Here is a 12,505-nt window from a genome sequence, read left to right as displayed (position 1 = left end):
CTGCCCGCAACGCCGCCCGGCTCGCGATTTCGCGACACCGCGCTCGCCGGCCAGCAAGCCGTCGCTTTTCCGCGAGCGAGGAATGATCTGGCTCGGGATCATCTCTGGGTAGATGATCCGAGCTAGTCTCGGAGGTATGGCGCAGCTTCCGGAACGTACCGTGCCCGACCTCACCGGCTACCTCACGCACGCCGGTCACGTCCTGGAGACGCAGCTGTCCGCGGCGCTGGCGGAGATCGGCCTGACGCTGCGGATGCAGTGCGTACTGCGGCACGCCCTCGAGGCCGAACGCACGCAGATCCAGATCGCCGAGCTGTCCTACATGGACAAGACCACGATGGTGGTCACCGTCGACGCGCTCGAGAAGGCCGGGTACGCCGAACGCCGGCCCTCCGCGACCGACCGCCGCGCCCGCATCATCGCCGTCACCGACGCCGGCGCCGACATCGCCGCCGCAGGCCAGCAGATCGTCGACCGCGTCCACGCCGAGGCCCTCGAAGCCCTCGCCGCCCCGCATCGCAAGTCCTTCGTCGACGCAGTAGCCACCCTCGTCGAGGGCCCCCTCGCCACCCCCGTCACCGCCCAACCGGTCCGCCGCTCCCGCCAGCGCGCAGGCTGAACTAGCCCGGCAGGTACTCCGTCAGTTCCTGCCAGGACAGCTTGCTGTCCTGCGACTCGGCGTGCGGCTCCCGGAACAGTTGGACGTACGACGCGATCTCGGCCAGCACCCACCAGACGTCGAAGAGCTCCAACGCCGCGGCCCGTGGGCTGACCGGGCCTGCCTCCGCCTGGTAGGCCGCGAGGACGTCGGTCGGCCCGCCGAGGACCGCCTTGAGGTCGCGTTCGCGCGGCGCGAGCCGCACGGTCCCCCAGTCGATCAGGCGCATCCGGCCGTCAGCGATGCGGAGGACGTTGGCACTGTGCGGCTCGCCGTGCGTCACCACCCAGGCGTCGTCCGACGCCTCGATCTCGCGGACCAGTGCGTCGTACCGCGCGAGCTCGCCGTGAACGTGGTCGAGCGCGCCGACCAGCCGCAGTCGAGTGAGCTCGGCGTACGGGCCCGTGGACCACGGGCGGTCGAGGTCTGCGAAGAGGGTGTCCCGGGCTGGTATGGCGAAATCCCAGCGCTGCAAGGCTTCCGGGGCTGATGCCGTGTGGAGCCGGCCGAGGATCCGGGCGATCTGTGCCCGCTCCGCCGGATCGTCCCAACCGCCGTCTGCGGTGCTCCATCCGTCGAGGTAGGGCAGGACTACCAGGGACCACCCCGGCAGCACCGCGCGAACCAGCCGACCGGATCGATCCGGCAGCGGCGCCACAACGAACTCGTAGCCGCGGTCGGCAAGCTCCTTGGTCGTCTGCATGGCCGCCTCGATCACCCGCCCACCGGCCCGATCCGCGGTGACGAACCAGCGCGGCTCGTCGGCCTCGGAGGCGATCCAGTGGTAGCTGCCGAACCCCACCGGCGCGTAGGTCACGTCGTCGGCCTGGAATCCCCAATGCTCCTTCAGGATTCCGGCTACCAATTCCCGCGAGATCTCGGTCGGCTCGTCCCTCATCCGGCGACCCTAGGCGCGGCCCCGCGCAATGGGCAGCTCATTTTCGAGAGTCATCCGATAAAAGATCGTCTGCTACAGAACTATCTGCTATGGTCTTTTCAATTCGACGGACTGAGGAGAGAGCTGTGGCTGTGGTGGAGTCGGTGGGGGTACGGGCGCGGGGCAAGGCGCTCGTCGTCCTGTGCGTGATGCAGTTGATGATCATCTTGGACGGGACCGTGGTGACGGTGGCGTTGCCGACGGTTCAGCGGGAGCTGGGCTTTTCGCAGGCGGGGCTGGCGTGGGTGATGAACTCGTACCTGATCGCGTTCGCCGGACTACTGCTGCTGGCGGGGCGGATCGGGGATCTGATCGGGAGCAAACGAGTCTTCGTCGCGGGGCTCGGGTTGTTCACCGCGGCATCGCTGCTGTGCGGGGTGGCGGGCAGTGCGGAGGTGCTGATCGCCGGCAGGTTCTTGCAGGGTGTCGGTGGGGCACTGGCCTCGGCAGTGATCCTGGGAATGATCGTGAGCCTCTATCCGGCTCCCGGTGAGCAGGCGCGCGCCATGGGTGTCTACAGCTTCACAGCCGCCAGCGGTGCGTCGATCGGCCTCATCTTCGGTGGTGTGATCACCCAGACCATCGGCTGGCACTGGGCCTTCCTGATCAACGTCCCGATCGGTGTGGTCTCACTGGCGTTCGCCGTACGGCTCCTCGCGCACCAACCTGGACTCGGCCTCGCCGGCGGTGCTGACGTACTGGGCGCCGTACTGGTGACCGCAGGTCTCTCCCTGGGCGTCTACACGATCGTCCAGACCGCAGAACCGCAGGCGACGCTGACTCGCACGCTGGTGCAGGCTGCTGCGTCGATCCTGCTGCTGGCTGCCTTCGTCGTGCGCCAGGCGCGGATCAAGAACCCGCTGCTTGCCCTGCGCATCTTCCGTCGCCGTCAACTCACCGTGGCCAACGGTGTGGTCGTACTGCTCTTCGCAGCCGGCTTCGGTTTCCAGTTCACCACCGCGCTGTACGTGCAGCGGGTCCTCGGCTACGACTCGCTCACCACCGGCCTCGCCTTCCTGCCCGCGCCGCTGATGAACGCGCTCATGTCGCTGTCCTTGGCGCCGCGGCTGACTGTCCGCTTCGGTCCGCGCAAGATGCTGATCGCCGGACTGGTCGTGTTCATGCTGGCGCTGCTCTGGATCAGCCGTGCACCAGTAGACGGCTCGTACGTCGTCAACGTCGGACCAGTGCTCGCAGTGATGGGTGCCGGCATCGGTGTGGCCATCCCAGCGTCGATCATGCTGGCCATGTCCGGTGCGGACGCCAGCGACGCCGGACTGGCCTCAGGACTCAACAACACCGCCCAGCAAGCAGGTGCAGCCGTCGGCACCGCCGTACTGGCCACGTTGGCCGCCTCCACCACCTCACACCGCCTCACCGAAGGCGCCGGCGACCTGCTCGCACTACGCGACGGCTACGGCGCCGCCTGGCTTGCAGCAGCCGGATTCGTGCTGGCAGCCCTCCTGCTGTCGGTCAGCCTGCTCCGGCGGACGGCTAGTGTTGGCGGCCGTGAGTACGTCGAGAGATCCTGACCGGCTGGTGCTGTTCACGGACGCGGTCGTCGCGATCGCCATCACGCTGCTGGTGCTTCCGCTGGTCGACCTGGTGCCTGAGGTGAAGGCGGAGGGCGGTGACGCGGTCAGCGTGCTCAGTGAGCACCGCCAGGAGATCTTCACGTTCCTGCTGAGCTTCGTGGTGATCGCGAGCTTCTGGCTGGGGCACCACCGGCTGTTCGAGCACATCCGCGCGTACACCCCGGCCATGATGCGGGTGAACCTGCTGTGGTTGCTCACCATCGTCGTGCTGCCGTTCCCGACCGAGATCATCGGTGCCTTCCCCAGCGACCGGTTCACCGCCGGTCTCTACATCGGCACGATCCTGGCGCTCAGTGTGTGCCAGTCCGCCCTCGCGTGGATGGTCCATGGTCACCGGGAGTTGGAGAGCCCGGACAACCCGGTCGGCAAAGAGGAGCTGGCGAGCTCCCTGATGCTGACCGGGTTGACCATGGTCGCGTACCTCCTGGCGTCACTGGTGCCAGGCGTGCACTTCTACGCGATGTTCCTGCTGCTGTTGTCGCCGATCATCATGCGGGTGTGGAAAGGCCGCTCCAGAACCCGCACTGGTGCTCAGCAGTCAGATTGACTCGCTGAACGCCGCCCTGGTCCGTCGGTGCGAGTGAGAGCCCGTTGACGGCCTTTACGCCGGTCGGCGACCAGTGCGGCCGGTCCGGTCCGTTCGGGTTGCCGGTCCGCGCGAACGCCGTCCAGTAGTCGATCATCTGGTTCGACAGCCTCTGCTGCGTCTCCGACATCGGGAAGTCGTTTCCGCCGAGCCGGAACAGGTACGGGAGCTCCATGGCGTGGGCGGCTCCCAGTCCGGGCGCAGCGATCGGGGAGTGCTTGTCTGCGAACTCGTACGCGTACACCGGGACCTTGCGAGCTGCCTGCTGGTCCGTCGCGACCTGTGTGCACGACCAGATCCGGTCCGTCGTCACGGCACCCCACGCTGCAGCAGGCGACTCGTAGCGCGACTGCGGGTACTGCCGCAGTACCTGAGCCGCCTTCGACGCGCCGACCATGTTCTTCACCAGCGCCGGGTAGTCCTTGATGTCCCCGAACGCGGCCAGCCAGCCGTTCGCTTCGTCGTGGTTGTTCCCGGAGATGATCGGCACCCGGTGGAACAGTCCGGCCTTCATCGCCTTCGCCGGGCTGAACGGTACGACGGGAGTCCCGCCGTACCCGATCTGCGTGAACTGGAGCAGGTCGTCCACCAGCACGTCGGACTTCAGGCCGCGCAGGCAGTCGAGCGTCGTGCAGTGCTTGCTGTCGGCCCACTCCTTGCCGTTCGCCTGCACGCGGCTGACCGGGACCCAGGGCGAGTCAGCGGACTGGCCCGGGTACTGGCTGTTGTCGGCCCAGTTGAAGGCGCACGAGCCGCTCTGCATGATCGCCTTCGCGAACAGGCTGGTGGAGGTCGGGGAGGTCAGCTGCGCGCACACGCTCATCCCGCCGGCGGACTCACCCGCCACCGTGACGTTGCGCGGGTCGCCGCCGAACGCGCCGGCGTTGCGCTGCACCCAGCGCAGGGCGGCCTGCTGGTCCTGCAAGCCGAACGTGCCGGAGCCCGGTAGGCCCGGGTACCCGAAGAAGCCGAAGATGCCGAGGCGGTAGTTGACCGTGACAACGACCACGTCACCGCGGGCGGCGAACTTCGACGCCTCGTAGCTGCTGCCGGCGCCGGAGAAGAACCCGCCGCCGGGGATCCACACGACGACGGCCCGTGCTTTCGCGGACGGCTTGGCGGGAGTCGTCACGTTCAGATACAGGCAGTCCTCGGCGGTCGAACCGTCCGGCGCCTCGGAGTTCGCCTGCTGCGCGCACACGCTGCCCGCCTTGGACTCCCGTACGCCGGTCCACGGCTGCACCGGCTGCGGCGCCTTCCACCGCAACGCACCCACCGGAGGAGCCGCGTACGGAATCCCGTCATACACCAACGCATCCCCGACGGACTTGCTGGCCACCCGCCCGCTATCAATCCGTACAACATTCTGCTGCGCCGCTTCACCAGGTCCGGCCAGGCCCACCAACAGCCCCACCGGCGCCAACGCGGCCGCCATAGTCACCAAGAGTCTCTTCATGCCAGGAGCGTCGCCCACACCACTCCAATCCGACTTCGGTCCAGCGGCCAGAGCTCCTAAGACTTTGGTCTACCTGGTCGCCTCAGGAGGTAGGTGTCCATGATCCAGCCTTTCCTTTCCCGCGCCTCGGTTCGCACCTTCTCGATCTCGGACGCGACTTCCCGGAGCGGGCCGGAGATCAGCAGTTCGTCGGGCGTGCCGAGGTAAGCGCCCCAGTAGATGTCGGCGTCCTGATCGACGTGCTCGGTGAACGCGGTCTGTGCGTCGAGCATCACCACGACGTCGTCCACCCCCTCCGGCCACTCCTTCGCGAGCCGTCGGCCGGTGGTGATCTGGATCGGCCGCCCGACCTGGTTCAGCCCGACCCGGTGCCGCGCGGCGAGCGTCGAAACGCTGCTGATCCCAGGAATCACCTCGACCGAGAACGCGAGCTCGCCCCGCGCCAGGATGTCGTCCAGGATCGCCAGCGTGCTGTCGTACAGCGACGGGTCGCCCCACACCAGGAACGCCCCCACCTGGTCCTCGCCCAGCTCGGTCGCGATCAGGTCCGCGCACACGTCGGCCCGGCGCCGCCGCCAGTCGTCGACAGCCTCGACGTACGCCGACGTCGTACGATCCCGCTCCGGGTCCCGCCCGACGACGACCCGGTACTCCTTCGACGTCGCGTACCGCCGCAGGATCTCCGACCGCAGCTCCACCAGCTCCTGCTTGACCTCGCCCTTGTCCAGCACGAAGAACACGTCGACCCGGTTCAGCGCCGACACAGCCTGCATCGTCACCTGCTCCGGATCACCGGCGCCAACCCCAACAACCACAATCTCCCGCATGCGCGGCAGCCTATGTCAGACGGTCAGTAGCAGTCCGGCCGCGATGACGGATCCCACAACGGCGCCGCCGTAGCACAGGACCACGATCGGTACGGCGTACCGCTTCAGCTGCAAGCCGTCGTACAGGGTGTAGCGGAAGCGGTGCGCCCAGTGGAACAGGGCCAGCGTGCACAGGCCGAACAGCACCAGGCGGGTCAGTGGATTGTGCAGTACGGCGTACAGGTGGGCGTGGGACGGTGCCGACAGCAGACCGGTGGCGAATGCGATGCCGAACAGGAACAGCAGGACCGGCACCATCAGTGCGGCCACCATGCCGCCGGAGCTGAACAGCATCCACAGCAGGGGTTCGGGGGAGCGGCGGCGGTTCATCGCAGCACCAGCCACGTGACGGCGGCCGACAACACCAACAAGGCCAGGTAGTGCCCGGCGACGATCTGCCGCGCCGGCACCCGGCTCCCGCGCACCTTGATCACCATCGCCCGCGGCGCCAGACCGAACCACGTCACCACGTGCAGCAGCACGAACAGCATCGCGAGCACGTTGATCGCGACCACCCACCACTGCCCACTCCAGTCGAGGAAGCGCTGGTACGACGCGGCGCCGTCGCTGATCGCATTCACCAGCAACAGCAGGAACACCACGAACCACGCGACGAAGACGCTGCTGAGCTCACGCAGTACGAACAGCACGTACGCACGCCGCTCGAGCCACCAGAACAGGTGAATCGGCCGCTGGTAGACGCTCACTGCTTGCTCCGCGGCATCAGCAGTTCCTTGATCGACTGCGTCGCAGCGGTCAGCTTGTAGCGCTGGATCGCCCCGGCCGGATCCACGCCCTTCGGGCACACCGCGCTGCATTCACCCACGAAGGTGCAGGCCCAGACCCCTTCCGGCGAGGACAGTACGTCGCGACGCTCGTCGGCGCCCTCGTCGCGCGAGTCGAGGTTGTAGCGCTGCGCCAGGGCGATCGCCGCCGGGCCGAGGAAGTCCGGTTCGAGGCTGTAGACCGGGCAGGCCGAGTAGCACAGCATGCAGTTGATGCACATGCTGAATTGCTGGTACTCGTCCATCTCCTCGGGCGTCTGCAGGTACTCGCCTTCCTCGACCGGACTCTGCACCTCCCGGACTATCCACGGCTTGACCTTCGGCAGCTTGGTCATGAAGTCGTCGATGTCGACCACCAGGTCGCGGACGACCGGGAAGTTGTGCAGCGGCTCGACCCGGATCGGACCGGGGGCGTAGTCGGTGAGGAACGTCGCGCAACTCAACTGGGGTTCGCCGTTCACCGTCATACCGCAACTGCCGCAGATCCCCATCCGGCACGACCACCGGAACGACAGCGTGCCGTCCAGGTGGTCCTTCACGTAGGTGAGGCCGTCCAGGATCGCCCAGTGCTCCCGCAGCGGGACCTGGTACGACTGCATCACCGGCTCGGTGTCGACTCCCGGCCGGTACCGCGCGACTTCCAGCGTGATCTCGGTTGCCATCGCTATCTCCCGTACACGCGTTCGCCCGGCGGCCAGCGGGTGATCGTCACCGGCAGGTACCCGACGCGGCTGGATCCGTCCGGTTGGCGCCGTACCAGCGAATGCGCCAGGAAGCGTTCGTCGTCGCGGGCCGGGAAGTCGGTCCGCTGGTGCGCGCCGCGCGACTCCTCCCGGAGCGCTGCGCTGTCGATGATGCACTCGGCAACATCCAGCATGAATCCGAGTTCGAGCCAGGCGATCAGTTCGGTGTTGAAGTCCGTGCTGTGGTCGTCGATCGCCGCGTGCTGGAAGCGCAGCCGCAGCTCCGCCAACTCGTGCGCGGCCTTGGTCAGCGAGTCGCCGTCCCGGTAGATCCCGGCGCCGTTCTCCATCGTGGCCTGCATCTCGGTCCGGATGTCCGCGATCCGCTGGTGGCCCTCGACGCGCCGGCCCAGCTCCGCCGTCAGCCGGCGCTCCTCGTCCCGGCCCTGCGCGATGATCGACGCCGGCACTTCGCGGTGATAGCGAGCCGCGAACACCGCGGCGGCGCGACCGGCCCGGTTGCCGAACACCAGGCACTCCGGCAACGAGTTCGAGCCCAGCCGGTTGGCGCCGTTGATGCTGACGCAGGCCACCTCGCCCGCGGCGTACAGGCCGTCGAGCGGGGTCTCGCCGCGAATGTCCGTGTGAACCCCGCCCATCATGTAGTGCACGACCGGGCGCACCGGGACGAGCTCAGTCACCGGATCGATGTTCTGGTACTTCGAGCACAACTCCCGCACGAACGGCAGTTTGGCGTCGATCAGCTTCGCCCCCAGGTGCCGCAGATCCAGGTTCACGACCGGCCCGTACGGCGTATCGATCGTGCGGCCCTTCTCCACCTCGTGGACGAATGCCTGCGACAACCGGTCCCGTGGGCCGAGTTCCATGTTGCGCAGGACCGGTTCCGGTGTCGGCGTACCGAGGTCGTAGTCCTGCAAGTAGCGGTAGCCGTCCTTGTTGAGCAGCCACCCGCCTTCGGCCCGGGCCGCCTCGGTGATCAGGATCCCGGTGAACGGCAGGCCGGTCGGGTGGTACTGGACGAACTCCATGTCCTTGAGCGGGGCGCCGGCCCGATAGGCGAGAGCCATCCCGTCGCCGGTCTTGATGTTGGCGTTCGTCGTGAACGGGAAGACTCGTCCGCAGCCGCCGGTGCAGAGGATCACCGCGTTCGCTGTGATGGTCTCGATCCGCCCGGTGGCCAGTTCGATCGCGACCACGCCGTACGCGCGTCCGTCGTCGACCAGGATCTTGGTGACGTACCACTCGTCGTACCGGACGATGTCGGAGTACGAGAGCGCGGTCTGGAAGAGCGTGTGCAGCAGATGGAACCCGGTCCGGTCGGCCGCGAACCAGGTGCGCTTCTTCTTCATGCCGCCGAACGCGCGGACGGCGATCTTCCCGTCCGGTTGCCGGCTCCAGGGGCAGCCCCAGTGCTCGAGCCGGAGAAGCTCCCGAGGAGCCTCGGCGACGAACGCCTCGACGGCGTCCTGGTCGCACAGCCAGTCGCTGCCGGACACGGTGTCGTACACGTGCTCGTCCAGCGTGTCGTCGGGCGCAGCCACCGCTGCGGCACCGCCCTCGGCGGACACTGTGTGACTGCGCATCGGGTAGACCTTCGAGATCACCGCAACGCGCAGTGCCGGGTTGGTCTCGGCCACCGCAATGGCAGCTCTCAACCCGGCACCGCCACCTCCGACCACGACCACATCGTGATAGTCAGCCATGGTCAGGCTTCGTGATCGCCGCTGTGCTCGTCGGCCAGGATCTTCCCGTCGTGCCGCACAGTCCGGATCCGGACACTGCCGTCATGGAACTCGTGCCGCATCTGCCGGCACCCACAGGCGAACAGCACGTCGTCGAGCCGGAAGCCCTCGAAGTCGTCTTCCTGGCTCCGGTCCGCATCTCCGAGCCGCCCACAGGGCGCACGTTCCCCAGTGAGATGCGTCTTGGTCCCCGTCATTCGCCCACCTCCTCGCCCTCCGAGGTGTTCGTGACTTACATCACACCTCGATAGTGCGCCTACCGGGCGAGGACGGCAATGGGTCAGTCCTTGGCCTGGCGCCACTCGCGTTCGAAGGGCAGCCGCCAGGCGCGCGGGGCAATCAGTTGGTGGATCGCGTTCGGGCCCCAGGTCCCGGCCTGGTACGGCTTGACCGGCGGCGGGTCCTCGAGCAGCGGCGCGGACCGGTCCCACAGCGATTCGATGCCCTCGGCCGTGGTGAACAGCGTGTGGTCCCCGCGCATCGCGTCCAGGATCAGCCGCTCGTACGCCTCCAGTACGTCGCCCGCGCTCCCGGTCTCCTGGGTGGAGAACTGCATCGACAGCTTCTCCAGCCGCATCCCCGGACCGGGCCGCTTGCCGTAGAACGACAGCGACACCCGCGACGAGTCGGCCAGGTCGAAGGTGAGGTGGTCCGGACCCTCCGAGCCGACGCCGGATCCGGCCGGGAACATCGTCTTCGGCGCCTCCTTGAAGGCGATCGAGATGATCCGCTGGCCCTCGGCCATCTTCTTGCCGGTGCGCAGGTAGAACGGCACGCCGGCCCAGCGCCAGTTGTCGATCTCCACCTTCAGCGCGATGAACGTCTCGGTGTCCGAGTCCGGCGCGACGCCTTCCTCGCCGCGGTAACCGGAGTACTGCCCGCGGACCACGTCGCCCGGGTTGATCGGCAGCATCGACCGGAAGACCTTGTTCTTCTCCTCCGAGATCGCCCGCGGCTCCAGGGCGGTCGGCGGCTCCATCGCGACGAACGACATCACCTGCATCAGGTGCGTGACGACCATGTCCTTGAACGCGCCGGTCGGCTCGTAGAAGGTGGCGCGCTGGTCCAGGCCGAGCGACTCCGGGATGTCGATCTGCACGTGGTCGATGAAGTTCCGGTTCCAGATCGGCTCGAACAGGCCGTTCGCGAACCGGAACGCGAGGATGTTCAGCGCGGCTTCCTTGCCGAGGAAGTGGTCGATCCGGAAGATCTGCGCCTCGTCGAACGTCTCGTGGACGAAGTCGTTCAGATCGATCGCGCTCGCCAGGTCGTCGCCGAACGGCTTCTCCATGACCACCCGGGCGCGTTCGACGAGGCCGGCGTCGCGGAGCATCGCGATCACTGCCTGCGCCGCCTTCGGTGGCACCGACAGGTAGTGCAGCCGGCGCGCGTCCGGGCCGAGCTGCTCCTCGGCGGCCTTCACCGCGGACGCCAGTGCGTCCGGCCCGGCGGTCACCGGCACGTACTCGAGCCGGTCGGCGAACTGCGCCCATTCCTGGTCGCTCATCTTGTGGGTGCCGAACGTCTCGACCGCCTTCCGCGCGCGCTCGCGGAACTCGTCGCTGCTCAGGTCCTCGGTGGCGGTCCCGATGACCCGCACGTCCGGTGTGAACTTGGACTGCTGCAGGTACGCCAGGCCTGGCAGCAGCTTGCGTTTCGCGAGGTCGCCGGTGGCCCCGAACAGCACGATCACATGCGGCGCCAACGGCTCCGGGTCCCGTCGTGACGGCCGCGACCCGGGCGCCGGATACGCAATGGTCTGAGTACGGTCAGGCATTCAGTCCTCCCGAGGACGCCACCGGAGCCAACCCTTCGAAGTCTAGGTGCCTCCGGTGACGCCCAGGCGCAAGAGGGTGTCTGAGGACCCTGCGCCTACTGCGCGGCACTCGGCACGGCACCTCGCCGCACGGGCGCAAAGGCCACGATGCTCCGCATCGAGACCTTCGCCCCCGCACGCCGATGCACCGCACCGAGCACCTGCTCGCTACGGCGCAGGGTCCTCAGACACCCTCAGGCCGATTGCCAGAGACCGAGAATGTTGCCCTCCGGGTCCTTGAAGTACGCCGCGAAGCCCATGTCGCCGACCGGCAGCTTCTCGCCGACCCGTTCGCCGCCGAGGCTCTCGATCGTCTTCCAGGCCGCGTCGATGTCCGGTACGTCGACCGTCAGCATCGGCCCCTTGAGCTCCGCGGTGCGCTGGAACATCCCGCCGTTGATGAAGCCCGGCTCGGCCGGCATGGACTGGTCGTTCACCGGTCCGGTCGACGCCATCGTGTAGTCCATTCCGGGCATCTCCATCAGGTTCCACCCGAACGCCTCGCGGTAGAACTCCCGCGCCCGCTCGCCGTCGTCGTACGGCACCTCGAAGTGCACGATCCGCCCTGTCATCGCAGCCCCTCCCGTTGGTACGCCACTACGACCCGACGCTAGACCGGGTACGCCGTACTGCCTAGACGTCGTACGCCGCAGTGGCTTTCAGCAATTCGGACAGGTCGCTGCCGGACGAGATCTCCTCCGGTGCGGCACCGCGCCGGAACAGCCGGGCGCCGGCCGGGATGCCGTCGAGAGTGAGTGTGTCCGCGTGCAGCCGCAGCCACGTCCCCTCCCGCAGACCGAGCACCGGTACGTCGTTCTCCTCGAGGAACTCGGTGATCCGCAGCTCCCGCGTCTCGCCCTGGTGCGTCGACTGCGGGTCCGGATCGAGGTAGTGCGGGTTGAGCTGGAACGGCACCAGCCCGAGCGTCTCGAACGACGGCGGCTGGACGATCGGCATATCGTTGCTCGTCCGCAACGAAGGCCCCGCCAGGTTCGTCCCCGCGCTCGACCCGAGGTACGGCGTCCCGCTGCGGACGCGATCGCGGATCACGTCCAGCTGTCCGCTCTCCTGCAACGTCTTCACCAGCCGGAAGGTGTTCCCGCCGCCGACGAAGATCGCGCTCGCCGACCGGAGTACGTCGGGATCGGTGTGGGCGCCGACGACGGACAGCCCGAGCGGTTCCAGAGCGGTCCGCACCTTCGCGGTGTAGCCGTCGTGGTCGGCGAGCGCGTACGGGACGAACACCAGCTCGCGGACGTCGCGCAGGATGTCGCGCAGAGCGTCCACGGCGTGCTCGAGGAACGGCCGGCCGTGCGTGGCGGAGTTCGAGAGCAGGAGCAGTTCCACAAGATCCCCAATA

General features: G+C 67.8%; 14 protein-coding genes. 3 read left to right on the top strand and 11 right to left on the bottom strand.

The genetic code is table 11. The features are described from left to right. Positions 1-136 precede the first annotated feature (136 nt). The gene (locus OHB24_RS42865; protein ID WP_327636729.1) at positions 137-619 is read left to right on the top strand and encodes a MarR family winged helix-turn-helix transcriptional regulator; all 483 of its coding nucleotides are present in this window, start codon (positions 137-139) and stop codon (positions 617-619) included. A 1-nt stretch (position 620) separates the two neighbouring features. Here OHB24_RS42865 and OHB24_RS42860 read toward each other — a convergent pair whose 3' ends face one another. Further along, on the bottom strand, positions 621-1,556 hold the full coding sequence (locus OHB24_RS42860) for a phosphotransferase enzyme family protein (protein WP_327636728.1): 936 nt from the start codon (positions 1,554-1,556) through the stop codon (positions 621-623). A gap of 125 nt (positions 1,557-1,681) precedes the next feature. Between OHB24_RS42860 and OHB24_RS42855 the strand changes: the two genes are divergently transcribed. Beyond that, positions 1,682-3,127 carry an MFS transporter gene (locus tag OHB24_RS42855; RefSeq protein ID WP_327636727.1) on the top strand — a complete coding sequence of 482 codons (1,446 nt, stop codon included), beginning with the start codon at positions 1,682-1,684 and terminating at the stop codon, positions 3,125-3,127. Beyond that, positions 3,105-3,737 (top strand): TMEM175 family protein, encoded by a 633-nt coding sequence (locus OHB24_RS42850; RefSeq protein WP_327636726.1) that lies wholly within the window; start codon positions 3,105-3,107, stop codon positions 3,735-3,737. The genes OHB24_RS42855 and OHB24_RS42850 overlap by 23 nt, the downstream gene beginning before the upstream one ends. Here OHB24_RS42850 and OHB24_RS42845 read toward each other — a convergent pair. The 10 genes from OHB24_RS42845 to pepE all read right to left on the bottom strand — a co-directional run bounded on the left by OHB24_RS42845 (position 3,679) and on the right by pepE (position 12,492). Continuing rightward, entirely contained in the window at positions 3,679-5,232 is a 1,554-nt protein-coding gene (locus OHB24_RS42845; RefSeq protein ID WP_327636725.1) for a carboxylesterase/lipase family protein, read from the bottom strand. The two genes, OHB24_RS42850 and OHB24_RS42845, sit on opposite strands and share 59 nt — an antisense overlap. 56 nt (positions 5,233-5,288) lie before the next feature. Continuing rightward, positions 5,289-6,059 carry a precorrin-6A synthase (deacetylating) gene (gene cobF / locus OHB24_RS42840; protein WP_327636724.1) on the bottom strand — a complete coding sequence of 257 codons (771 nt, stop codon included), beginning with the start codon at positions 6,057-6,059 and terminating at the stop codon, positions 5,289-5,291. A gap of 15 nt (positions 6,060-6,074) precedes the next feature. Beyond that, positions 6,075-6,428 carry a fumarate reductase subunit FrdD gene (gene frdD, locus OHB24_RS42835; RefSeq protein WP_327636723.1) on the bottom strand — a complete coding sequence of 118 codons (354 nt, stop codon included), beginning with the start codon at positions 6,426-6,428 and terminating at the stop codon, positions 6,075-6,077. Beyond that, a complete protein-coding gene (locus tag OHB24_RS42830; RefSeq protein ID WP_327636722.1) occupies positions 6,425-6,805 on the bottom strand; it encodes a fumarate reductase subunit C in 381 nt (126 codons plus the stop codon). The genes frdD and OHB24_RS42830 overlap by 4 nt, the downstream gene beginning before the upstream one ends. Then, positions 6,802-7,545: a succinate dehydrogenase/fumarate reductase iron-sulfur subunit gene (locus tag OHB24_RS42825; RefSeq protein WP_327636721.1), complete on the bottom strand. Its 744-nt coding sequence runs from the start codon at positions 7,543-7,545 to the stop codon at positions 6,802-6,804. Before OHB24_RS42825 ends, OHB24_RS42830 begins: the two co-directional genes overlap by 4 nt. A 2-nt stretch (positions 7,546-7,547) precedes the next feature. Next, a complete protein-coding gene (gene frdA / locus OHB24_RS42820; protein WP_327636720.1) occupies positions 7,548-9,290 on the bottom strand; it encodes a fumarate reductase (quinol) flavoprotein subunit in 1,743 nt (580 codons plus the stop codon). A gap of 2 nt (positions 9,291-9,292) precedes the next feature. Continuing rightward, the gene (locus tag OHB24_RS42815; protein ID WP_327636719.1) at positions 9,293-9,526 is read right to left on the bottom strand and encodes a hypothetical protein; all 234 of its coding nucleotides are present in this window, start codon (positions 9,524-9,526) and stop codon (positions 9,293-9,295) included. 83 nt (positions 9,527-9,609) lie between these two features. Next, positions 9,610-11,106 carry a glucose-6-phosphate dehydrogenase gene (gene zwf, locus OHB24_RS42810; protein ID WP_327636718.1) on the bottom strand — a complete coding sequence of 499 codons (1,497 nt, stop codon included), beginning with the start codon at positions 11,104-11,106 and terminating at the stop codon, positions 9,610-9,612. Positions 11,107-11,339: 233 nt separating this feature from the next. Further along, on the bottom strand, positions 11,340-11,717 hold the full coding sequence (locus OHB24_RS42805; RefSeq protein ID WP_327636717.1) for a VOC family protein: 378 nt from the start codon (positions 11,715-11,717) through the stop codon (positions 11,340-11,342). 61 nt (positions 11,718-11,778) lie between these two features. Continuing rightward, positions 11,779-12,492 (bottom strand): dipeptidase PepE, encoded by a 714-nt coding sequence (gene pepE, locus OHB24_RS42800; protein ID WP_327636716.1) that lies wholly within the window; start codon positions 12,490-12,492, stop codon positions 11,779-11,781. Between the last annotated feature and the right edge of the window lie 13 nt (positions 12,493-12,505).

This window comes from Kribbella sp. NBC_00482 (assembly GCF_036013725.1).
Classification (GTDB): Bacteria; Actinomycetota; Actinomycetes; order Propionibacteriales; family Kribbellaceae; genus Kribbella.
Note: the sequence above shows the minus strand (reverse complement) of the source record. Positions and strands in the feature narration are given on the sequence as shown.